The sequence below is a fragment of the Streptomyces sp. NPDC021019 genome, assembly GCF_044333295.1.
Taxonomy (GTDB): Bacteria; Actinomycetota; Actinomycetes; order Streptomycetales; family Streptomycetaceae; genus Streptomyces.
In genome coordinates, this window is the sequence record NZ_JBIRQR010000002.1 from 727,711 (window position 1) to 749,392 (window position 21,682).

A 21,682-nucleotide genomic window follows, 5' to 3' on the forward strand; every position below is an offset into this window, starting at 1 on the left:
TAACTCAGGGCTGACGCAAACGCGATTCTCATGCCGCATTCCTAGCGTCGCCTCATGGCATGCCACAGGCACTCTTCCCCGTCCCGGAGACCCCGCTACCTCGTGATAAGCGCGGTGCCGTGCTGACCGTTGCGATCGGTTTTGTCCACGCGGAGTCAGGGCCCCGGGCGGGTGGGAAGCCGGTGAGGACCGCTGCCGTGGTGACTGAGCAGCCGAGTCCGTCGGCGACGGTGTCCTCCCAGGGAGCCGACGTCCAGGCCGACCGGCGGGCTGGGCTTGCGGCGGACGTCGAAACTGCGGTCCGGGAGGCTGTGGAGGGGGCCGAGGGGAACGCGGCCCTGGCGGTGCTGGACTTGTCAAGCGGCGCAGGGGCGTCGGTGGGCACCGCTGAAGCGGACGATCATGAGTTTGATACCGCCAGCATCGTCAAAGTCGACATCCTGGCCGTCCTGCTGCTGCAGGTGGCCGACGAGGGGAGGGCGCTGACCGCACAGGAACGTCGGCAGGCGACGGTCATGATCGAGAACAGCGACAACACGGCGGCGGATGCCCTGTGGGACGCCATCGGCGGGGCGGAGGGGCTGGCGGCGGCGAATACGCGGCTGGGCCTGACCGAGACCGTGCCCGGCGACGGGCCGTACTGGGGACTCACACAGACCACGCCGGACGATCAGCTGCGTCTGCTCCAGGCGGTGTTCGGCGAGGACTCGGCTCTGTCCGCGGACGCCCGGTCCTATCTGCAAGGCCTCATGGGCTCTATCGCGGCCGACCAGGACTGGGGCGCATCCGCGGCTGCGGACGACCCGGGGTCCGCGCAGCTGAAGAACGGCTGGCTCGCGCGCAGCGGGACGGGGCTGTGGGTGACCAACAGCATCGGCCGGGTGGAGGTCGCCGGGCACACCCTCCTGCTGGCCATACTGTGCGACGGCCAGCCCTCGCAAGAGACGGGTATGGCCTTGGTCGAGGACTTGGCGGTGGCGGCGAGCCGCCCGTTCGCCGACAGCACGGGCACTGGCGGATGACCCGGCGGGGCGGGGCAGAACCCGCCCCTTCTTACGGATGGGAACCCGGGTCTGAGGCGTCGTCAGGGGCCGGCCGGCAGGCTCACGGGCCCTGGCGGGGCCGTGACGGCACCGTCCGCAGCTCGTCCCCGGTCTTCAGCGTGACGGTCTTCCCGTCGGACGTCTTCACGGTGACGGTTTCGTCGGACACCTTGGTGACGGTGCCCTGAAGGAGGCCGGGGTTCTGCCGGATACCGCCCGAGGCTTGCTGCCCGGGGGGCTGCCCCTGCCCGGAGCGTCCGGCAGACGCTCCGGGGCCGCCTGCGGTGTCCTTCTCTCCCCAGATGCGGTCGGCGTGGATGCCGGCGACGAGGCCGCCGACGCCGAGGACGCCGACGGCCAGGAACGTGGTGAGCAGGGGCAGCTTCTGCCGAGGTGGATGGGCGGCAAGCGCCTCCTCGAGGCTGCCCTCGAACGGTGAGGTCCTGAGGATGTCGTGAGGATCGGTCTGCTCGGGCATGGGCGCGACTATCGCCGAACTCCTTGTGAATCAGTTGGTCAGGAGCTGTGAGTTCGGTGAGAAAATCAGGCTTGAACCTCCACCGTCACCGCCTGACCCGCCCGCAGCGTCGCCGGGACGCTGTCGAGGGACACCAGGACGGTGTAGCGCACGACCTGCGTCGAGGACTGCTGCATCCCGCCGCCCGTACCGCTGCCCGAACTGTCCGACGCGACGGGAACGGGCGATACGGAGGAGACGGTGCCCGTGACGGAGGTGTTCGAAGTACCGAAGGACACTGTGGCCTTCTGGCCGCTCCTCAGCTTGACGACGTCCGCCTCGGAGAAGTCGGCACTGACTTGCAGCGCGGACAGGTCGGTGAGGGTGAGGACCGCCACTCCACGGGCCACTGTCTGGCCGGTCTCGGCATCGACAGCGGTCACCGTCCCGGCGAACGGGGCGATGATCTTCGTCCCGTCCACCGTGCGCTGGGCCTTGCGGTAGGCGTTGCGGGCCTGGATGAAGGACGCGTACGCCTTGTTGTATCTCTCGGTGCCGCTTTCGGCCTCTTCCAGGGTCTCGGATGCGGCGAGGTAGGACGCGTAGGCCGCCTCCTTGCTCTCGATGGCCTCGGTGGAGTCAACCTGGGCCAGGACGTCTCCCTTGGCGACCTTCTGGCCGGCTTTGACCTTGACCGTTGTGATCGTTCCCTCGGTCGTGAACGACAGCGCCCGGGAGGTGAGGCTCTCGATCGTTCCCGACGCCGAGGGGCCCGTGCCGGTTTCCGCGTCCGGGACGGCCGTGGACGGATCCTTGGCCGGCGGGGAGGAAGCTGCTCCGTCCGCGTGGGCCGGAATCGCCGCGCTGCCCATCAGCACGGCCCCGAGCACCCCGTACACGGCGGCCATCCGGCGTCCGCTTCCCGGCGGCGCCGTTCGGCGTCTTCTGCCTGTCGCCATGGTCAGTCTCCGTTCTGTTCGCCGTTGGTTCCGGGACCGCCGCCGCCCCGCTGGGGCCGCAGGGAGGCGCATGCCTGCAGGGCCTCCTGCTGTTTCTCCGACATGCTCGGCATGCCGGAGGGCCGTCCGGACGGCGCGCCCCCGGGGCGGCCGCCGGGCGCACCTTCGGGGCGGCCGCTGGGCATGCCCTCGGGCCGTCCGCTTGGTCTACCCCCGGGGCGTTGGCCGCCCCGGTCGGGGGTGGTCACGCCGTGCTGCTGGAGGCACTCCTGGAACGCCTGCATCGGGTCGGCCGCGGGCTTCGGGTCGGCCTCGTCACTGCCGCAGGCCACCGTGGCCAGGAGCATCCCCGCTATCGCAGCTGCGCCCAGCATCTGCTTGACCGCGCTCACTGCGATGCTCCTTGGGTCGGGGAAGGCGACTGGGGCTGGGGCCGGAGCACGACGGAGTCTCCGGTTTTGATCTCGACGGTCTTGCCGTCCGGGGTCGTGACCTCCACCACCCCGTCCTTGATCTTGCTGATCGTTCCGGAGGACATCCCCTGGCGTCCCTGGCCGCCGCCCCCGCCGGTCATGCCCGGCATCTGCCCCTGCCGGCCACCGGCCGCCGGGCCGCCACCGGCCGCCGGATCGCCGCCGGGCCTCTGGCCTCCGGAGGGGCGAGTACCGGCGGTGTCGCCGGCACCTTTCTCCACGTACATGCCGCCGATGAATCCGCCGACGGCCACGACACCCGCGGCCAGGAACAGCGCCGTCTTGGGCAGTCGCCGGCGTGCGGGTGCGGCTTTGAGGTCGGTGTCGAGGTCTCCTGCGAACGGGGAGCCTGCCAACAGGTCGGTGTCTTGATTCACTGCTCTGTCCTCACTCATGGCGCAGCGCCTCGATGGGGCGCAGGCCCGCGGCACGGTTGGCCGGGTAACTGCCGAAGAAGAGGCCGATGGCGACCGAGACGCCGAGCGCGAGGCCGATCGACCAGGGGGCGATCACCGGCTGGACGCCGACGATTTCGAACTGTCCGCCGATCACCCCTGCGGCGACGCCCAGGACGCCGCCGATCAGGGAGAGGATCGTGGCCTCGGCGATGAACTGGCCCAGGATCGCGCCGCGCGGGGCGCCGATGGCCTTGCGGATGCCGATCTCACGGGTCCGTTCCGTGACGGTGACCAGCATGATGTTGGTGACGCCGATGCCTCCGACCAGCAGGCTGATCGCCGCGACCGCGCCGAGCAGGACCGTGAACGTCTCGCTGGATTCCGCGACCGCCGACTGCAGGCTGGCCTGGTTGAAGACCTGGAAGTCGGTGCTGCCGTGCCGCTGGTTGAGCACGGTGGTGACCTCGGCCTGCGCCGCGTCGACCGCGCCCGCGGTCTTGGCCTGCACGACGATCTGACTGAGCGCGCCGTAACTGGTCAGCGTGCCCTGGACGGCGGTGTAGGGGGCGATGGCGATGTCTTCGGCGTCCTGGAACCCGCCCGAGGAGGAGCCCGACTCGGCCAGCACTCCGGTCACGGTGAAGAAGGCGCCGTTGACGTTCATCTTCATGCCGATCGGGTCGACCGGGCCGAAGAGCTGCTCGGCGACGGTCTGTCCGATGACGGCGACCTTCGCGCCGGAGGCGACCTGCGCGGCGGTGAAGAGCGAGCCGCTCTGCACCTTCTTGTTGCTCGCCTTGAAGTAGGCCGGGTCGCTGCCGACGAACTGGCCGATGCTGTGGCTGGTGGTCAGGTAGGTGGTGGTCTGGGCACTGGCGTTGACCACGGGTGAGGCGCTCTCGACGGACGGCGTGTTCACCGGGTCGACCAGGGCCTTGGCGTCGTCCACCGTAAGTTTCTTGGCCTGTGTGCGGGGGCCCGTGGCCGTCTGCTGCTGCCCGCCCGAGGCGGCCTGGCGTGCTCCGCCCGCCTGTCCGGTGGTCGAGGTGGAGACGGTCAGGGCGCCGGCGCCGAGCCGGGCGATGCTGTCCTGGATCTGCTGGGACGAGCCGTTGCCGACCGCGACCAGGAGGATGACGGCGCCGACACCGATGAGGATGCCCAGGGTGGTGAGCCCGCTGCGGAGCTTGTTGGCGCCCAGGCCGCGCAGGGCGAACCGGAGGATCTCGAAGGGGTTCACTGTCTGCGGTCCTCCACGATGTCGCCGTCGACCAGGCGAATGACGCGCTTGGTGCGCTTGGCGACCTCGTCCTCGTGGGTGATCAGGACGATCGTCCGGCCGGATGCCGAGAGCTGGTCGAGGATGTCGAGGACGTCGAGGGTGGACTTGCTGTCGAGGTTGCCGGTCGGCTCGTCGGCCAGCAGCAGGGCAGGAGCGGTGGCCAGGGCCCGCGCGACGGCGACACGCTGCTGCTGTCCGCCGGACAGCTCGTTCGGCTCGTGATTGGTCCGGTCGGCCAGCCCGACCATCTCCAGTGCCGCGAGCGCCCGCCGTCGCCGCTCGGCCGCTTTGACGCCGCCGTAGGCCAGCGGGAGCTCGACGTTGGCCAGTGCCGTCATCCGCGGTATCAGGTTGAAGCTCTGGAAGATGAAGCCGATCTTCCTGTTCCGCAGGATCGACAGCTGCGTCTCGCTGAGCCCGCTGACGTCCGTACCGTCCAAGAAGTAGTTGCCGTCCGTCGGTACATCCAGGCAGCCCAGAATGTTCATCAGCGTGGACTTCCCGGAGCCGGACTGGCCCATGATGGCCACGTAGTCGCCCTGCTGCACCGTCAGGCTGGTACCCCGCAGGGCGCGGACCTCGGTCTCACCCTGCCCGTAGACCTTTGTGAGGCCACGGACCTCGATGACCGGGGTACTCATCGGCCCCCACCGCCGCCCGGCCCACGTCCGCCACCGCCGCCTCCGCCACCGAGCCCGCCGCCGAGTCCGCCACGGGACGGCTGCGCATCGCTTCCGCCCGTGCCGGTGGCGACCGTGATCTGAACCTGCTCACCCTGCTGCAGACCGGATTTGATCTCGGTGCCCGAACTGCCGGCGATCCCCACGGTCACCCTCTTCACGACCGGCTTGCCGTCCTCGGCCACGGTCACCGTGCTCTGCCCGCCGGCGCTCGCAACCGCCGCGCTCGGCACATACAGTGCGTCCTTCACCTCGGAGACGGTCACCGTCGCACTGGCGGTCTGCCCGATCCGCACCTGCTCGGGCTTATCCCTCAAAGAGATCGTCACCCCGAAGCTCACGACGTTGCTCTCGGTCGTCGGCACGCTGTCGATCGCAGCGACCTCGCCTTGCGCCGTGACGCCCGACAAGGCGGCGAAGGTGACCGTGGCGGCCTGCCCGACCTTGAGACTGGCGGCGTCGGTCTCGGTGAACTTGCCCGTGACCTGGACCGCGCCAGGGTCGGCGAGCTCGATGAAGCCACCCGACGAGGAGTCAGCCGAAGCCGAGGGCGCAGAAGACCCCGAGGATCCGGAGGCCGATTCCCCGACGCTGCCGTTGACGGCCGTGACCGTCCCGCCGATCGGCGCGTACAGCACCGTCCCGTCAAGCGCCCGCTGTGCCGCGCTCACCGCGTTCTTGGCCTGCACGTAACTCGCGTTGCCCTCCGCGGTGCTGGTGTCGCCGTCGGCCGCCACGACAAACTGCGCCTCCGCGGCGTCGAGCTCTTCCTGAGCCTCGGTCCGGTCAAGCTCCGCCAGCTTCTGTCCCTTCTTCACCGTGGCACCGACCGCGACATGAATCTTTGTGACCGTGCCGGAGCCGCTGAAGACCAACGAGCGTTTCGTCGCGCTCTCCACCGCCCCGGAGGCGGACACCGAAGCGGTCAGGTCGCCACGCATCACCTGCGTGGTCCGGGTGGTGGCCGAGGCAGTGGCCTAGCCGTCGCCGAGCGACACATACGCGAAGCCGATGCCCCCGGCCAACAGCACGGCCAGCGTGCCATTGACCAGGACAGCCCGGCCTCTTTTCACAGATCTCATGGGCCGTAAGACTGGCCTGCCCTCCTGTAACCGCACATAGCGATTAGCTGTGAATGTCCTGAGAATCCACGCTGGGTGTCCTTGCTTGCTGCCCCAATGGGTGTGCCGCAAGTCGCACAGTGATCGTCAGGTCGAACGGCATCGAGCTCCCTGTGATGCTCCTCCAAAGGCGGGTTCGGCTCGACATTTCGCTGCTTGAGCCGGGTGATTCGACGTTCCACGCCGGCCCGCCGGATGCCTCAGCACTCCTCCCCGCCGCCTTGCCGGCCTGGAGCATCATCCGTCCCGTTCAGACTCTCGGCGTTCTCTCACACAACGCTCACGGTGCTGCCAGCCGGCACGCTTAGCGTGCGGCCCATGTTCTTCACCTATCTGCGCCGTGAGCTACGCCGCCGGAGAAAGTCGGCGCTGGTCGTCGCTTCCGGGCTGGCTCTCGGTATTGCTCTTGTCATCGTGGTCAACGCCGTCTCCACCGGCATGGGGAAAGCCCAGGAGCAAGTCCTGGAATCCCTCTACGGGCTCGGTACCGACATGACCGTCACCAAGGCCCCGGAGCCGCCGTCGGAGAACGGTGGCGAGCGGCCGCGGTTCCGCTTCGACGCCGGTGGCGACGAGGAGGGGGAAGGCGGTGAGCGGCAGAGCAGTGACCGGGTCATGGTGCAGGGCTTGCAGACTCTGGACGCCACCACGGTCTCGTCCGTGGCGAAGGCGGACGGTGTTGCAGCCGCCGTGGGCGGGCTCAGTCTCAATGTGGTGAAGGTCGATGGCGAGTTCAGCCGCGGCCAGTTCCAGCAGCGGCCGGGCGCTGGACGGGGCGGCGGCTCGGAGGGTGAGGTGACGGGCGGCGGCGCCGACTTCTCCATCGACAGTTTCACCGTGTACGGCACCGACGTCGCGCATCCGGAGATGGGCCCGCTGTCCTCCTCGGAGGTCACCGACGGGCGCGGCTTCGAGACGTCGGAGACGTCGGCGAAGGTGGCTGTGGTGGACAGCGCCTACGCTCAGGAGAAGAAGCTCACCACCGGTGACACGGTCACGGTGAGCGACACGAAGTTCGAGGTCGTCGGCGTGGCCACCGCGACCAGCGGGGAGGCCGCCGCGAACGTCTACCTGCCGCTCGCTCAGGCGCAGACCCTGGCTGACGCCAAGGGCAAGATCACCACCGTCTACGTGCAGGCCAACGACACGCAGCAGCTCGGTGCGGTGGAGTCCGCAGTGCTCAAGACGGTTCCGGACGCCACCGTGACCACGTCCGAGGACCTGGCGGACACCGTCTCGGGGTCCCTGTCCACCGCGTCCGGTCTCGCCGAGACGGTCGGCCGCTGGCTGTCCGTGGTGGTCCTGGCCGCGGCGTTCCTGGTCGCCGGCCTGCTCACCTCGTCCGCCGTCGCCCGGCGCGTGCGGGAGTTCGGCACCCTCAAGGCTCTGGGCTGGCGCTCGCGCCGGGTCACCGGGCAGGTCGTCGGCGAGGCCGTGGTAACGGGCCTGGTCGGTGGCGTCATGGGTATCGGGCTGGGCCTGGCCGGTGCGTGGGCGGTCACCGCCTTCGGACCCTCGCTCTCCGCTGAGCTGGGCTCTTCCGGCGGCGGCATGCGCGGCCCGGGGGGCGGTGGCGGCATGGGCGGTCCCGGAGGCGGTATGGGCGGTGGCCCCGGTGGCACCGCACAGGAGACCGCAGCACGGACGCTGGACGTGGTGCTCTCCGCACCGGTCAGCCTCTCCGCGATCATCCTGGCCATCGGCCTCGCCGTCGCGGGCGGCCTCGTCGCCGGGGCCTTCGGCGGGTGGCGCGCCTCCCGGCTCCGCCCCGCCGACGCCCTCTCCCGCGTCGCCTGACCCGTCTTCCACCCCTCCGCAGGAGCAACCACCATGTACGAACTCACCGGCGTCACCCGGCGCTACACCCGCGGCAAGGGCGTCGTCAACGCGCTCGCCGGAGTGGACCTCACCATCACCGCAGGCGACTACCTGGTCATCAAGGGCCCCACCGGCGGCGGCAAGTCGACCCTCCTGCAGATGCTCGGCGGCCTGGACCGGCCGACCTCCGGCAGTGTGCTGCTCGACGGTGTCGACCTGGCGAAGCTGCCCGAGGCCCGTCTGACCCGCCTGCGCAGCGAGAAGATCGGCTTCGTCTTCCAGAGCTTCAACCTCATCCCCACCCTCACCGCCCAGGAGAACGTCGAAACGGCCCTCGTGCCGCTGGGCGTCAAGGCGAAGGAGCGGCGCGAACTGGCGGCCGAGGCCCTCACCTCGGTGGGGCTGGGAGAGCGGCTGGGCCACGTGCCGAGCGAACTGTCCGGCGGCCAGCAGCAGCGGGTGGCCATCGCCCGGGCCCTGGTCAAGAAGCCGCAGGTGCTGCTCGCGGACGAGCCGACAGGCAACCTCGACGAGTCCACCCGCGACGAGATCATGGACGTCCTGCAGACCCGCTGCAAGGAGGACGGCCTCACCTTCATCATGGTCACGCACGACTCCCACCTGGCCAACAACGCCCCCCGAGCGGTAACCCTCCGCAAGGGCAAGCTGGCGGCCTGACACAACCCCGCTATGCCCCCGCACCGGGCCTTGCGCGCCCTTCACGCCGACGGCGCGCAAGGCCCGGTGCGGGATAGCCTCCAGGCGGGCACGGCGAATGCCGGGACCTGGTGAGAGAACGGATCGTAGTGCCGATATGACCGAGCGGACCGAAGAGAAGCGGCAGCACCGGCTTCTCGTCGTCGAGGACGAGCCCAGCATCCGCACACTGCTCGAATCGACGCTGAGTCTCACCGGCTACCACGTGCGGAGCACCGACACGGGAGCCGCCGCACTGGCCGAGGCCGCGCGGCTGCAGCCCGACCTGATCCTGCTGGACATCATGCTGCCCGACCTCGACGGCTACGAGGTGACCCGCCGGCTGCGCGCGGCCGGCAACCTGGTGCCGGTACTGCTCCTCACCGCCCGCACCGGCGTGGACGACCGCATCACAGGGCTGAGTCTGGGTGCCGACGACTACGTCACCAAGCCCTTCAACATCGAGGAGGTACTGCTCCGTATCCAGGCCATCCTGCGGCGGACCCTGGGTCTCGACGCCCGGCTGCCGGGCACCGTCGTGCGCTACGCCGACCTCGAACTCGACGAGATGGCACACGAGGTGCACCGGGCCGGCCAGTACGTACAACTCTCCCCGACCGAGTTCAAGCTGCTGTCGTACCTCATGGACAACGCCGGCCGGGTCGTGAGCAAAGCCCAGATCCTCGACCATGTGTGGCACTACGACTTCGCGGGCGACACCCGCGTGGTCGAGACCTACATCAAGTACCTGCGCAAAAAGATCGACCGCTTCGACCCACCGCTCATCCACACCGTCCGCGGCGTGGGCTACAGCCTGCGGGCACCGCGAACGAGTCACGGGACAGCAGAACGTTGACCAGCCTCCGCGCCCCCCGCTCACTGCGCCGACGTCTCGTCCTCGGAGTCACCGTACTGGCCACCCTGGCCGTGCTGGCCGCCGAGCTGGTCGGCTTCCTCGTCCTACGGTCCTGGCTCCTCGACGGCGTCGACCAGCGGCTCACCGACTTCCGGCCCATGCCCGCCACCGCTTTCCTCGACAAGCGCCGTCCCGGCAAACCGGAACCCGAGGCGCTGCCCTCGGACTTCCGCGTCTACTTCTACGACGCCCGCGGCAAGCGCCTGCCCCAGAAACTCGGCACGGACAACAGGCCCGGACCCCAGCTCCCCGACAGCACCGACCGCCTTCCAACCCAAGGCAGCCCGACCTCGGTGGCCGCCGACACCGGCGACGGAAACTGGCGCGTCCTGCGCCGGGACGGCCCCCGCGACCTGACCGTCGTCATCGCACTGCCGCTCGACACAGTGGACGGAGCCACGTCCAAGATCCTCTGGCTCAACGGCCTGCTGCTCATCATCACCATGGCGGCCGTATGGGCGCTGGGCCGTGAAGTGGTCCGCCTCAGCCTTCTCCCATTGACCCGGATGGAGCGCACCGCTGAAGCCATCACCGCCGGACAGCTCGACCTTCGACTGCCCGACACCGACCCGCACACCGAGATCGGACGGCTCGGCACCGTACTGAACACCATGCTCCACCGACTCCAGCAGGCCCTGCACGAGCGCGAGACCTCCGAGACACGCCTGCGCCGCTTCGTCGCCGACGCCGGACACGAACTACGCACCCCCCTGACCGCCATTCAGGGATTCGCCCAGCTCGCACTGCGCTCCGACCGCCGCACCGCGAAGGAACGGCAGGTAGCCGACCGGCACATCGCCCAGAACGCCGAACGCATGAGCCTGCTCGTCGACGACCTCCAACTACTCACCCAACTGGACCGGCACCCCGACTACCAGCAAGAAGAAGTGGACCTGCTCTCCCTGGCGGCCGACGCAGTGAGCGCGGCAGCCCTGCAGCGACCGGGCCACCCAGTGAGCCTGTCACCCCTGCCCGAACACGACACCGACGTCGACACGGGGGAAGGGAAGGGGGAACTGGACGTGGTGGAAGTCGTGGGAGACCCCCACCGTCTCCGGCAGATCGTCGATAACCTGCTGGCGAACGCCCACACCCACACCCCACCCGGCACCCGGATCAACGTGCGCGTAGGAGCGGGCCAGGCCGGCGCCCGTACCGGGGGGACCAACGCGCCAGGACGTGTGAGCATGGCACCGCCCTTTCCGGCCGGAACCCGAGTCGCCGTCGTCGAGGTCGAGGACGACGGCCCCGGGCTGACGGCCACCGACGCGGCACGCGTGTTCGAGCGCTTCTACCGGGCGGACCCCGCGCGCACCCGGGCACGAGGCGGCTCCGGCCTGGGACTGGCCATCGCCACCGCCATCACCCAAGGCCATGGCGGCCGACTCGAACTCGACCCAGGCGAAGACCGCGGGGCCACTTTCCGCCTCGTCCTGCCACTCCCCCCACCGAGCTGACAGCGCCCCCTTGGGCAGTCCGGCAGAACGCTTCGGCCCGTGCTGAAGTCCCGCTGAGCGGCTCGCAACGGCCCCCTCAGGACGCACGCGTCTGGCTCACCCGCCGCGACACCCTCCCCCGGCCCAGGACCGATGAACGGCAAACTCGGCATGCTCGTAGCGTCCCCGCCAGAATGCGCCCACTGCGGCCGTGGGAGCGTTCATGGCGCGCCCCTCAGGCAACGGTCACAAAAGGCCAGGTCAGACACATGTGAGGTGCGTCGGCACGCTGCGACAACGGGCCAGTACCGCACGAGGCGCGGCTAGTACCGCACGGAAAGTCGCCGCGAAATCCGCGTTTCCCCAGGTCAGAACGATTCTGCCTGGGGACGCTCGGTGGGGCGGGTGGGACTCGAACCCACGGCCGACGGATTATGAGTCGCCAGGTTGGAGACTGGCTCACTCTGGCTGACTCCGAATGCCCTGGTCATCGGGGGTGTTGCCGGTCCCTCACGCTGGCAGACTCCGGTAATTCTGGGAGTCTGCGGGACCTCCGCTCACGCACCGCTCACGCAATCCCTATGGGCTGCACGCGGGCTGACCTGCGCAGATTCCATTGTCTCGCACCCCGCCGTGCACGGCAATGGTGGACACGAAGCAGCCCCTGCCGCGTGCGAGGCAGGGGCTGCTCAGCCCGCCGGCCTGAGTCTCGCCGTGACTCAGACCGGCGGGAGATCAGCGGCGGTGGCACGTGCAGTCGCAGCGGCGTGTCTCGATCGGCCGCTCCCATGCCGGTGCCCCGGGGCGCCGTACCTCGCCGGGCCCCGGGCACTCAGCGTGCTCGCCGATCCGGCAGGCGGGCGCGTGCGCCACCGGTCCAGCCGGGGCGGTCACGGCTGCTGCGAGTACGGCACGAGGCGACGCTGCTCCCGGCACGGGGCGCACGCGTACCGGGTGATCCCGGGGCCGGAGCACTGCTCGATGACGCTGACCAGCACGGCTGTCCCGGACGGCCCCTCGTGCCAGTCGCACCAGCCGACCGGGACCTCTGCCGAGGCCGGGGCGGGGTGGGTAGTCTTCTGCATGGCGGTCGCTCCTCGAAGCGGTTGTCCGCACCCCCGGGCCGTGCCATCGGTCGCGGGGGTCATCTGTGTCTGTGCAGCGTAAGCCCACCGTGCTATGGCGTGCTAGGTATGCCACGTCTCGCGCACCACGCCATGGGGTACTTAGCGTGGCCACGTGATCGAGTTCGCCCCTGACCTGCCACGTTGGCGGCAGGTCGCCGACATCATCCGGCAGCGGATCGAGGACGGCACCTACCCGCCCCGCACCCGCGTGCCCTCGGTCCTCCAACTCCAGGCCGAGTTCGGCATCGCTGCGGCCACCGGGCAGAAGGTGCACCGCGCTCTCCGCGACGAGGGGCTGATCTATACGGAGCCTGGTCTCGGGAGCTTCGTCACCCGAACGGACGCCCGACCCGGGGCATGACGAAAGGCCCCCACCGCCGAGGCAGTGGGGGCGTGGTCACGGGTACTGGCGGCGCGGGTCGAGCGCCAGAGCAAGCGGGCCCGGTGACCCGGCCGGGGGCTCCGGCGGCGGCGCACCATCACGCCGGCACACCAGGGCGTCCGGGTCACCCGGCGGCGGCTGGAGGCTGTACCCGTCGGGGCAGGTCTGACCGTCCGCACCGTCGCGCCCGTTCGCCCCGTCCTTCCCGTTCGCCCCGTCCTTGCCCGCGGCCCCCGGAGGGCCAGCAGGACCCTGCGGACCGGCCGGGCCGGGGACGGTGGAGTCCGCGCCCGCGCGCCCGTCCGCACCAGGCGGCCCCGGTGACGGCGTCGCCGCCGACCCGGTCGCGCCCTTCTCGCCGGCCGGGCCCTGCTCGCCGCGGGCGCCGGTCGGGCCCGGAGGCCCGGGGATCGGCACTGGTACCTCGGCGCGGGCGGGCAGGTCGTCGACCGCTTCCGCCGGATCCGGGGCGTCCGGGGTCTCCCCGCCCGCCTTGATCTGGGCGCGCAGGGTGCGGACGTCCCCGGCGAGGGTGCTGACTGCGTCGCCCCGCCGGTCCGCCTCCGACGCCAGGTCGGTCGCCCGGCCCTCGGCCTGGTCGATCTGGAGGAACGCGAGTGCGAGGCCGCCGCCGAGGGCGAGCAGCGCGGCGGCGATCCACAGGAGGACCCGCCGCCGGTAGAAGAGGTGCTGTGTCCGTGTCACGGCGTCCCCCCGAGCTGGGTGACGAGGAGGCGCAGCCGTGCGTTCTCCAACTCCAGTGTCGCCGTCCGCGCTTCGGCGGTGGCCTGGTCAGCCTCGGCCTTGTCCCGCTCGGCTGCGAGCCGCGCGGTGAGGCTGTCGTAGGTGGTCATCAAGGTGCCCTCCCGGGACGCGCGTGTGGCGCCCCGGGATCCGTAGATGGCTGCTGCGGCTGCCACCGGCGAGGCCAGCAGTGCACCCAGCGCGGTGAGCATCGCAGCATCCACACGGTCCTCCAGCGCACTATGCGGTCAGGTCACAGACCCCGGCCGGGAACGGCCGCGTCGTCGGGCTGGCGGTTGGGCACGGCGTAGGTGATGCCGAGGGCGCCGAGGATGGCGAGCACCGTGGTGACCGTCTCCCCGGTGGTGAAGACCCCGTCCTGCACGGCGGTGGCGGCGGTGGCCGCACCGGCTGCGAGAGCGGCGACGAACGCCTTGGCGGCGCTGCTGATCTTCATGGTCACTCCGTTTCCAGGCGCACGGTGACGCCCTCGATGGCGGCCTTGATCCGGGTGATCAGGGCTTCGACGTCGACAGCGTCGTCCCGTGAGGCGAGCGCCTCGACGAGCGTGCGCACGGTCGCGTTGACCGCGGCCAACTCGGTCTGCGAGGAGCGGACCCTGGCGTGGATGTCCCGCAGGTAGCTGTCCGCGGTCCAGTGGGTGTTGCCCGTCGCGGCCGTGGACGGGGCGGCGAGGATGCCGTCGGTCTTCCAGATGGCCGAGACGTCGTCCTTGCTCAGCGGCATGATGGGGTCCTCCTTCGGGGGGTTGGTCGGGGCGGGGGTCTTGCCGGTGGCGCGGGCGACGATCCCCGGGAACACCACGCTCTTGAACTGGGCGATGCGGGCCTTGCCGGGGCACGCCGTGCCCGACGTCGACCACTGCGAGAACATCGAGTGGTAGCCGAACCCTGGGTCAGAGTGGCTACGGCAGATCCGCAGCGGGATCCCGTGCATCTGGTGCAGCCACACCCCGAGCCGGATCAGCTCCTCCACCTGCGCGTCCGTCCACGGATCCGAGCCCTGAAGGTTCGACGCGGTCTCGATGCTCACCGCGCCCGTGCCGTCCGCCCTCCGGTTCGCCCCGGCGTTCGCGTCAGCCCGGGTCTCCGTCCCGATGAACTGGCCGAGGTCGCCCTTGTACCCGAGCCCGAAGTGGCTTTCGAGGTTGGTGCTGTCCCGCCAGTACTCGAAGACCCGCTTCGCAGTCCACGGGGCGATGATCGAGTGGACGATGAACTGCGTCGGCTTGATGGCGGGCTGGCTGTCCGACTCCGGTTGCAGCTCGTACTTCTTGGCCCTCGGATACCAGGCCATACGGTCCTCCAGACATGACGAAGCCCCGGGCCAGACGGCGCGGGGCAGGGCGAGGCGGAGCTACACGGTCTCGGTGACTGTGACGGTGAAACCGCTGTAGATCTGGAACGTTCCGGCCCCGCCAGCGCTAGAGATAACTCCCTCCATCTGGAGCGTGTGAGATCCCGCAGCGGCGAACGTGCCGGACCAGAGCATGGCCACGGTGTCCCGGTCCAGGGTGTCCATCGCGTGGACTGCCAGCCCGGCCTGCGCCACCGTGTCGACGACGAGACGGCCGACCATCAGGTTGGTGGTGTGGGTCGTCGTGACCGAGCAGTCGAACACACCGGTGGCGGTCCATGCGGCGGTGGCGGCGGTGCTGGGCAGAGTGAGGGAGCAGCCCGGAATGAGGGCGTAGGTGGTGCTGGCCGACAGCGCCGACGTGGCGGCCGCCGAGAACTGCCGGGGCTGGAGCCGGTTGAGCTGCCCGGCGGTGACGATCTGGCCTGCGAGGATCGGCACGGGACCTCCTATCTAGAGCGCGGCGCGCATCGGGTGAGTGAGGGACAGCGCGGTACCGCCGGCGTGGCTCTTGACGATGCCGTTGCGGGACCGGATCACGGTCAGCGCCTGCGGGCTGGACGCGGACACCGTGGCGTCCGGCACCATGCGCAGGGCCCACCAGTAGCTGAGGTCCCCCGCTGTGGGGGACACGCCGATCCGCGCCCGCAGACCAGCGCGGGACGCGCCCGCAGGGGCGGTCGCCGTGAGACTGATGTAGGTCCACACTCCGGCGGGCACCGGGATGGCGACGGACGCGGTGGTCGACAGCATGGTGTCCGCCGCGGTGTACCAGTCGGCGAGGATGCGCATGTCCGGCCAGCCGCCCGGCGTGTACACCCAGGCGGACATGGTGTAGCTGGCCCCCGGGGTGACCGAGCCGACCGCACTGCGTGCCGCGGTGAGGAGGCTCGCGGACGATGCGCCGGACGGAGTGACCCGGATGCTCGCTGCCGCGTCCAGCCCTGTGTGCACCACCGTGGTGTCGAGTGCGATCGTGGACGACAGCCCGGACCACCCTGCCAGCCCGTCCAGCAGCAAAGAATTGCTGTGCAGCAGGGTCCCCGCGGCGGCCGCCGTGACGACCTCACCGCCGACCGTCAGGTCGAACGGGTACTCCCGCTGATCGGACACCCACACCGGGCCAGCCGTTGTCGCGATGGACATCGTGGTGGCCGACGCTGTCACGGGCGCAGCCAGCTCGCTGCCGTCGGTGTCCGCCCGGCCCAGCACCGGGTCCTCCACCACACCCACCGTCCAGGGGCGGGCCGGGACGCAGTTCAGCGCGAGTGTCCACTCGTGCTGGTCGAGGACCTCGGTGTAGCCGAGCATGTGCTGGTCGATCGTGTCCGGTGGCAGCCACGGCGGGGGGTTGCTGATCTGGACCCGGTCCCCGATGTCCATGGCGAGGACGTCGTCGATCAGGTGCGGGGCAGCGTGGAGCCACACGCTGATCACGGGGTAGCGGGCCTCGTCCCAGGTGCCGAGGTGCGTGCGCCACTGGGCGATCGAGGCGGGCTGGTCGTCGTCGTACAGCGACAGGGTCAGCGCCTCGTCATACGGGCCGACCCCCGCCGGCGGCGGCAGTACGGACAGCGGCCCCGTGGTGACCACGGAGCGCGCCGACGTCCCCCCGTCCCTCGTCACGGTGACGTCGTTACGCAGGCGCTGGTCGTCCTCCACCGGCTCCAGCGGCGGAGGCACCTCCCCCCGCGCGTTGTAGTCGAGGGCCAGGGCGACGGGCTGGTTGTACAGGGTCTTGCGGTCCCGGTAGACCAGGCCGGTGCGGTCGTGCCGCTCGTAGAGGATCCCGCCGTCGGCGTCCTGGATCTCCTCCAGCAGGGCGAGGAGGGTGTCGGGGCGTTGCGGGCCGAGGCGGGTGGACGGGACGGGGTAGTCGGATCCGCGTCCGACGAGGTCGACGGTGGCGGACTCCTCTCCGCCGAGCCGGGCGATGCGGGCCAGGGCGGTCTCGCCGAGGAAACCGTCGTCGGCCCCGTCGTAGATCAGGGTGGTCGGTGGGGAGCTGAGTACCCCGGTGCCTGGAGTGGTGAAGATGCCCATGTGCCCGATGGCCATGCCCTCCAGGAGAGAGTCCCAGGAGGCGGACACGGTGCTGATGCGACCCTGCCCGGTGGCGGGGGCGGTGGCCGCGTAGTACCGGACGTTGGTCGTAACGTCCCGCCAGGTCGCCGTGATGAGACTGGTGCCGCCGCCGTAGTCACCGCTGTAGAGCGTGAGCCGGTTCCACTTCCCGGCGAACGCGGCGAGGCTATCGGCGGTGCTGAGGGAGAACGCGCCGAGCACGGTCCCGTCCCCCGCGAGCACCTCGATGCGGATGGCGGAGGTGGACGCGTACAGGACCACCGACCGCATGATGGCACCCGCGATCGTGAGCCGCAGGACCTCCGCCTGCACCGGCGGCAGCGTGGGCAGGTTATACACCCACTCGATCTGCCAGCCGGTAGCCGTGGTCGCCGGGATACGGGCGTACAGTGCCGCCCCGGCCTTGACGACGGGCAGCGGGGCGGATCCGCCGAGGGTGTCGTCCGCAGCCCAGTCGACACCGGACAGGCGCAGCGGCTCTACCCCGGTCACCGGGCTGTACGCCAGGGAGTCCGCGGTCTCGGACTCCTCCATCGGCCAGTACGCCAGCAGCGACGGGGCCGACGGAACGCGCCGGCGAAGTGTCGACTCCAACGCCTTGCGCCCCTGGCCCAGGCGGCGGGTGGTGCCCGCGGCCTCGACCGGCACCCAGACGTCCTCACCGGAGACGTCCCACCGGGCCGGCCACGAGCTGATCTCGCCGATGAACCGGTACGCCCGGTCGTCGATGACCGCGGCCGCGCCGAGCGTCCACGTGCGGCCGGTGCTGTCGGTCCACCCGGTCGTCCCGGCGGGCAGGGCCCGAGCGTCAAGGTCGGCGACCAAGGGGCCGTTGATGCCGTTACGGACCTCGGCCCGGTGCAAGATGCCGCGCATGGGCGGCACTCCGGCGACAGCCTGCGGGGCGATCTCCAGCGGCGCGGTCCCCGCGTAGATGCTCGTGGGCGGGGTGCTGGAGATCGGGTCTCCCACCGGTGTCCACGGCCCGGCCATCGAGGTTGCCCAGTAGAACTGGATGGTGAAGCCGCCGGCCCCGTCGTTCACGTCCATCGTGGCCCGGAGTGCGGCCCGCCGGGGGAGCTCCGGCAGGGGACGCTGCCCGAACACCGACGCCGTTCCGGCGGTCGACCAGTTCAGGAAGACGTTCCCGCCCCCAATCCGCAACAAGTACGACCGCTGGTTGGTCGCGGAGTTCCACTTGCCGACGAGGGCCTGGCCCTGTGCTGCGGTCCAGTCGCACGTCGCCTCGACCCGCAGGTCGAGGTCCCCGGTGATGTCGAGGGCGGCCGCGTCCGGGGTGCTGGCCCAGGACGCGGCCGACCCGTCCACCTGGAGGTAGGACTCCGGGCCGGGGACGCTGACCCTCACCGGGGTGTTGCGGCCGATCAGCCCGTAGTACGGCGACATGGGGTTGCGGGGGCTGTAGCGGCCGTGCCGGTTGTTGAGTTCCATGTCGCACTTGCTGTGCTCCAGCGAGGACGACTCGTCGGCCGCGCCGCGGGTGATGGTGATCGGGGACCGGGTGTAGGTGTCGGCGGTGATGTCCGTCCAGACGACGCCGATCAGCATCTCGACCCGCACGTCCAGCGGAGTCTGCGGGAACGTCACGTTGTCGCCTCCTTCCCGTAGCCGAACGTCTTCTGCACGGACCCGCGGCCGTCCTTGCGGACCATCGCGCGGATCCAGCGCTTGCCCTCCTCGGGACCGACGAGTTCGATGCGCACCACCTGCTGGCCACCCGCGGTGAGGAGCGGCGCGGCGGGCCGCTGCACCATCGGGCCGCCGGCCCCGGGCGGGGGCGGCGCCTGGACAGTGCTGGCCATGGCCGCGTCCAGCGACCCCTGCCCGTCGGCGATGCCCGCCACGATCCCGGCCGGGACCATCGCCCCGACCTGGTCCGCCATCAACTGCGACGGGGACTTGATCTTCAGGGCCTTTTTGATGGCCTTCGTCATCGCGACGGCGATGCCCGCCATCTGCTTCTCGATCGCCTTCTGCTGGGACTTGAGCCCCTTCACCAGGCCCTGCGCTGCCTGGATCCCGGCCCCGTACATCGCCGTCCCCGCGGTCGACCCGGCGGCGGTAGCCGCGCCGACGAGCTGCGCCTGCGTTGAGTTGATCTGGGAGATCTGCCCCTTGCTCGCCATCGCCAGGGCGGTAGCCGCACCCGAGCCCTGTTCGACCCCGGCTTGCGCAATCTGCGCGATCAGGTCGCTCCTGATGCCCTTCTTACGGAGGGTGGCCAGCTGGGCGGCAAACTGGCGGGCCTGGTTCATCTTCGTTGTGAGCTGGGCCAGGATTATCTGCGCGCTGACCGGTCCGCCGCTGGTGTTGGCGGTGATGTTCGCCGAGTCCAGGACGCCCTTCTTCACGTCGGCGGCCAGCTTGTCGCGCGCCTTGATCTGGTCGGACAGCGACTTCGTCGCCACCTTGAGCTTCGCGGCCAGCTTCACCTCCTTGTTGGCCATGGCGACGAGGGCCTTGGACCCGGTGGACACCTTGGCGAGCGCGGCCGCGCGCCCCTTGCCGGGGGCGAGGGATTTGCGGATGATCCCGGCGACCTTGTCGGCCGCCGACTTCACTTGCTTCGCCGATCCGGTGAGCCCGACCGCGAGGCCCTTGGCGATCCACTTGCCCTGCTCGGTGGTCACTTTCGACGGCGAGGAGATCCCGAGCGCCTTCGCGATCGGCCCGGGGATCACGCTCCGGGCGAAACTCATCAGCTGTCCCTTGAGCCAGCCGCCCATGGACTGGATGCCCCGCCAGAGGCCCTGCACCACGGCGGTCCCCTTGGAGTACAGGAGGTTGTTCAGGGAGGACAGCGCACCGAGGATCCGGCCGGGCAAGCCCCTCACGAACGAGATCAGCCCAGCCACCTTGGCGACGGTGCCCGCCTTGATCCGGTCCCAGTGGTTCAGGAAGTACTTGACGATGACCCAGCCGGTGACCCAGCTCAGGATCGTGACGAGGGTGCCTTTGATCTTCGACCAGAGCCAGGTGAAGACCACGCCGGTGTAGTGCTTGATCTTGTCCCAGTTGGCGATGATCAGGATGACGAGGCCGATCACGGCGGCGATGACCCAGCCGATCGGGCCCATCGCGATCAGCCACTGTGCGGCCATCACGACCGCCCACGCGACCGCCCGTGCGGCCATCATCGTGAACTGCACGGCGGCGGTGATCCCGGCCCGGACAACTGCGGCGATCCACGTGCCGATGGAGACGAGAGCGCTGCCGACCCAGGCCGCCGCCGTGGTGGCCGCCGACACGACCGCGGCCCCGGCGATACGGACGTAGGCCATCAGGCCGACCGCCATCATCCGGGTCCACCCGGCGATGGCCCGGTACGTCGCGGAGTTCATGACGTTCGTCGCCACCGTGGCAATCGCCGAGTATGTGGCGTACACCTTCTGCGCGACGGCGACCGCCATGATGATCCCGGCCAGCGTGCCCAGCGTGTAGAGCAGCGGGACCACGGCCCCCTGGTTCTGCACCCCGAAGTTGATGAAGGCGGCGGAGACGTCGGCCAGCGTCGTCAGGGCGCTGTTCTTGAACTTGTTGAGGGTGTGAGTGGAGCTGCCCTCGACACGGTCGACCATCTCCTGTGTCGATCCGGCTGCGTCCTTGAGGCCGACCGCCGCGAATCCGCCGGCCTTGCCGAGTCCGATGAGGGAGGTCTTGGCGTCCTCGCCGGGGCCGCCCATGAGCTGCTGGGCGAGCCTCGTGGCGTCGGTCTGGTTCTTCACCTTCGACAACGCCACGACGATCTGGTCGAACGCCTGGGTGCCCTTGCCGGAGTTCACCAGGTGCTGGATGTCCTTGACGTCCAGACCCAGCTTCTTCAGTGGCTCGGCAACCGCGTCGGTGTCCGCGACGACCAGGTTGAACTCTTTGACCGCGTCGCCGAGCTTGTCGATCTCGAACAGCGGGTTCTTCGCCGCCTCGGTCAGCGCGCCCATCATCTGCGGGCCAGTGACACCGAGTTCCTGGAAGAACGAGCTGTACTCGGACACCATGGCGGGAATCTCATTGGCCATGCCGTCGGGAAGGCGCTGTGCAGCGGCGGCGATCAGGTCGAAGGCCTCGGTGCCGTCCTTCGCCATTCCGGCCTTCATCAGCGTGCCGGCCGCCTTGGTCGCCTCACTGACGTCGTAGTTGAGCGAGTCGGCCAGGACCTTCGCCTTGGTGGTCAGGTCCTGGAGCTCGGCCGAAGAAGTGTCGCCGACGTCCACCATGGAGGAGGCCACACCGCGCAGGGCTACAGCGACTTCATCCGTGGTGGCGGCAAATCCGTCGGCGAACACGGCACCGGTCACGCCGCCGATGCGGGCGGCCTCGGCCTTGTTCAGGTCCAGCTGGTTGGCGAGCTTCGCGTTTGCGCCCTCCATCGACAGGGACGTCGCCACCCCGACGCCGAGCGCCATGCCGATACCGGCGCCGATCGTCGCCGAGGCGGCGCCCATCCGCTCGCCCATGCGCTCGACGACACCGGACGCCCGGTCGCGGGCGACGAGGTTGAACACGAGAGAGGTGTCGGCCACGGGGGCACCCCCTCTCTGGTCAGGTCTTCACTTGTTCAGGGCCTCTTCGGTGTCCTTCTCGTACTGGTCCAGCCAGTCGAGCGCCGCGTCGGTCTGTTCGACCGTCATGAGCGGCCACTGCCACGGCTTGATGCCGAGGAGGTGGGC

The 21,682-nt window shown here is 70.0% G+C and carries 21 protein-coding genes; 6 read left to right on the forward strand and 15 right to left on the reverse strand.

The genetic code is table 11. From position 1 onward, the window contains the following. Positions 1-197 precede the first annotated feature (197 nt). Positions 198-1,022 (forward strand): serine hydrolase, encoded by an 825-nt coding sequence (locus ACH4RG_RS14225; RefSeq protein ID WP_398539562.1) that lies wholly within the window; start codon positions 198-200, stop codon positions 1,020-1,022. Positions 1,023-1,104: 82 nt separating this feature from the next. Here ACH4RG_RS14225 and ACH4RG_RS14230 read toward each other — a convergent pair whose 3' ends face one another. The 7 genes from ACH4RG_RS14230 to ACH4RG_RS14260 form a co-directional block, all read right to left on the reverse strand. Continuing rightward, positions 1,105-1,521, reverse strand: a complete 417-nt coding sequence (locus ACH4RG_RS14230; RefSeq protein WP_398539563.1) for a hypothetical protein — start codon at positions 1,519-1,521, stop codon at positions 1,105-1,107. A 65-nt stretch (positions 1,522-1,586) separates the two neighbouring features. Next, positions 1,587-2,408 (reverse strand): efflux RND transporter periplasmic adaptor subunit, encoded by an 822-nt coding sequence (locus ACH4RG_RS14235; RefSeq protein WP_398539564.1) that lies wholly within the window; start codon positions 2,406-2,408, stop codon positions 1,587-1,589. A 53-nt stretch (positions 2,409-2,461) separates the two neighbouring features. Beyond that, entirely contained in the window at positions 2,462-2,851 is a 390-nt protein-coding gene (locus ACH4RG_RS14240; RefSeq protein WP_398539565.1) for a hypothetical protein, read from the reverse strand. Further along, positions 2,848-3,309 carry a hypothetical protein gene (locus ACH4RG_RS14245; protein ID WP_398539566.1) on the reverse strand — a complete coding sequence of 154 codons (462 nt, stop codon included), beginning with the start codon at positions 3,307-3,309 and terminating at the stop codon, positions 2,848-2,850. Before ACH4RG_RS14245 ends, ACH4RG_RS14240 begins: the two co-directional genes overlap by 4 nt. A 10-nt stretch (positions 3,310-3,319) precedes the next feature. Beyond that, positions 3,320-4,570 (reverse strand): ABC transporter permease, encoded by a 1,251-nt coding sequence (locus ACH4RG_RS14250; RefSeq protein WP_398539567.1) that lies wholly within the window; start codon positions 4,568-4,570, stop codon positions 3,320-3,322. After that, a complete protein-coding gene (locus ACH4RG_RS14255) occupies positions 4,567-5,253 on the reverse strand; it encodes an ABC transporter ATP-binding protein (RefSeq protein ID WP_398539568.1) in 687 nt (228 codons plus the stop codon). The genes ACH4RG_RS14250 and ACH4RG_RS14255 overlap by 4 nt, the downstream gene beginning before the upstream one ends. Further along, the gene (locus tag ACH4RG_RS14260; RefSeq protein WP_398539569.1) at positions 5,250-6,233 is read right to left on the reverse strand and encodes an efflux RND transporter periplasmic adaptor subunit; all 984 of its coding nucleotides are present in this window, start codon (positions 6,231-6,233) and stop codon (positions 5,250-5,252) included. Before ACH4RG_RS14260 ends, ACH4RG_RS14255 begins: the two co-directional genes overlap by 4 nt. 498 nt (positions 6,234-6,731) lie before the next feature. Between ACH4RG_RS14260 and ACH4RG_RS14265 the strand changes: the two genes are divergently transcribed. The 4 genes from ACH4RG_RS14265 to ACH4RG_RS14280 all read left to right on the forward strand — a co-directional run bounded on the left by ACH4RG_RS14265 (position 6,732) and on the right by ACH4RG_RS14280 (position 11,300). Next, positions 6,732-8,210: an ABC transporter permease gene (locus tag ACH4RG_RS14265; RefSeq protein ID WP_398539570.1), complete on the forward strand. Its 1,479-nt coding sequence runs from the start codon at positions 6,732-6,734 to the stop codon at positions 8,208-8,210. A gap of 33 nt (positions 8,211-8,243) precedes the next feature. Beyond that, complete coding sequence (locus ACH4RG_RS14270; RefSeq protein WP_398539571.1) at positions 8,244-8,909, forward strand: ABC transporter ATP-binding protein; 666 nt, start codon at positions 8,244-8,246, stop codon at positions 8,907-8,909. A 136-nt stretch (positions 8,910-9,045) separates the two neighbouring features. After that, a complete protein-coding gene (locus ACH4RG_RS14275; RefSeq protein WP_398539572.1) occupies positions 9,046-9,783 on the forward strand; it encodes a response regulator transcription factor in 738 nt (245 codons plus the stop codon). Beyond that, positions 9,780-11,300 (forward strand): sensor histidine kinase, encoded by a 1,521-nt coding sequence (locus ACH4RG_RS14280; protein ID WP_398539573.1) that lies wholly within the window; start codon positions 9,780-9,782, stop codon positions 11,298-11,300. Before ACH4RG_RS14275 ends, ACH4RG_RS14280 begins: the two co-directional genes overlap by 4 nt. Positions 11,301-12,169: 869 nt before the next feature. Here the strand turns inward: ACH4RG_RS14280 and ACH4RG_RS14285 are convergent. After that, positions 12,170-12,364, reverse strand: a complete 195-nt coding sequence (locus ACH4RG_RS14285; protein WP_398539574.1) for a hypothetical protein — start codon at positions 12,362-12,364, stop codon at positions 12,170-12,172. Positions 12,365-12,518: 154 nt separating this feature from the next. Between ACH4RG_RS14285 and ACH4RG_RS14290 the strand changes: the two genes are divergently transcribed. Next, the gene (locus ACH4RG_RS14290) at positions 12,519-12,767 is read left to right on the forward strand and encodes a GntR family transcriptional regulator (RefSeq protein ID WP_398539575.1); all 249 of its coding nucleotides are present in this window, start codon (positions 12,519-12,521) and stop codon (positions 12,765-12,767) included. A gap of 36 nt (positions 12,768-12,803) precedes the next feature. On the opposite strand, the gene ACH4RG_RS14295 is transcribed toward ACH4RG_RS14290, so the two are convergent. The 7 genes from ACH4RG_RS14295 to ACH4RG_RS14325 are packed head-to-tail and all read right to left on the reverse strand — an operon-like array spanning position 12,804 to position 21,535. Continuing rightward, positions 12,804-13,493: a collagen-like protein gene (locus tag ACH4RG_RS14295; RefSeq protein ID WP_398539576.1), complete on the reverse strand. Its 690-nt coding sequence runs from the start codon at positions 13,491-13,493 to the stop codon at positions 12,804-12,806. Beyond that, positions 13,490-13,756 (reverse strand): hypothetical protein, encoded by a 267-nt coding sequence (locus ACH4RG_RS14300; RefSeq protein WP_398539577.1) that lies wholly within the window; start codon positions 13,754-13,756, stop codon positions 13,490-13,492. The genes ACH4RG_RS14295 and ACH4RG_RS14300 overlap by 4 nt, the downstream gene beginning before the upstream one ends. Positions 13,757-13,785: 29 nt before the next feature. Further along, the gene (locus ACH4RG_RS14305) at positions 13,786-13,989 is read right to left on the reverse strand and encodes a hypothetical protein (protein ID WP_398539578.1); all 204 of its coding nucleotides are present in this window, start codon (positions 13,987-13,989) and stop codon (positions 13,786-13,788) included. 2 nt (positions 13,990-13,991) lie between these two features. Further along, entirely contained in the window at positions 13,992-14,849 is an 858-nt protein-coding gene (locus ACH4RG_RS14310; protein ID WP_398539579.1) for an N-acetylmuramoyl-L-alanine amidase, read from the reverse strand. Between the two features lie 60 nt (positions 14,850-14,909). Then, positions 14,910-15,350 (reverse strand): hypothetical protein, encoded by a 441-nt coding sequence (locus ACH4RG_RS14315; RefSeq protein WP_398539580.1) that lies wholly within the window; start codon positions 15,348-15,350, stop codon positions 14,910-14,912. Between the two features lie 12 nt (positions 15,351-15,362). Next, on the reverse strand, positions 15,363-18,602 hold the full coding sequence (locus ACH4RG_RS14320; protein ID WP_398539581.1) for a hypothetical protein: 3,240 nt from the start codon (positions 18,600-18,602) through the stop codon (positions 15,363-15,365). Further along, positions 18,599-21,535, reverse strand: coding sequence for a hypothetical protein (locus ACH4RG_RS14325; protein ID WP_398539582.1), 2,937 nt, complete (start codon positions 21,533-21,535; stop codon positions 18,599-18,601). Before ACH4RG_RS14325 ends, ACH4RG_RS14320 begins: the two co-directional genes overlap by 4 nt. Positions 21,536-21,682: the final 147 nt, after the last annotated feature.

Coding starts and splice junctions, on each gene's coding strand:
- ACH4RG_RS14260 (WP_398539569.1), bottom strand. CDS start 6,233: ATGCGTGGCGACCTGACCGCTTCGGTGTCCGCCTCCGGGGCGGTGGAG.
- ACH4RG_RS14230 (WP_398539563.1), bottom strand. CDS start 1,521: ATGCCCGAGCAGACCGATCCTCACGACATCCTCAGGACCTCACCGTTC.
- ACH4RG_RS14310 (WP_398539579.1), bottom strand. CDS start 14,849: ATGGCCTGGTATCCGAGGGCCAAGAAGTACGAGCTGCAACCGGAGTCG.
- ACH4RG_RS14305 (WP_398539578.1), bottom strand. CDS start 13,989: ATGAAGATCAGCAGCGCCGCCAAGGCGTTCGTCGCCGCTCTCGCAGCC.
- ACH4RG_RS14275 (WP_398539572.1), top strand. CDS start 9,046: ATGACCGAGCGGACCGAAGAGAAGCGGCAGCACCGGCTTCTCGTCGTC.
- ACH4RG_RS14270 (WP_398539571.1), top strand. CDS start 8,244: ATGTACGAACTCACCGGCGTCACCCGGCGCTACACCCGCGGCAAGGGC.
- ACH4RG_RS14255 (WP_398539568.1), bottom strand. CDS start 5,253: ATGAGTACCCCGGTCATCGAGGTCCGTGGCCTCACAAAGGTCTACGGG.
- ACH4RG_RS14235 (WP_398539564.1), bottom strand. CDS start 2,408: ATGGCCGCCGTGTACGGGGTGCTCGGGGCCGTGCTGATGGGCAGCGCG.
- ACH4RG_RS14285 (WP_398539574.1), bottom strand. CDS start 12,364: ATGCAGAAGACTACCCACCCCGCCCCGGCCTCGGCAGAGGTCCCGGTC.
- ACH4RG_RS14265 (WP_398539570.1), top strand. CDS start 6,732: ATGTTCTTCACCTATCTGCGCCGTGAGCTACGCCGCCGGAGAAAGTCG.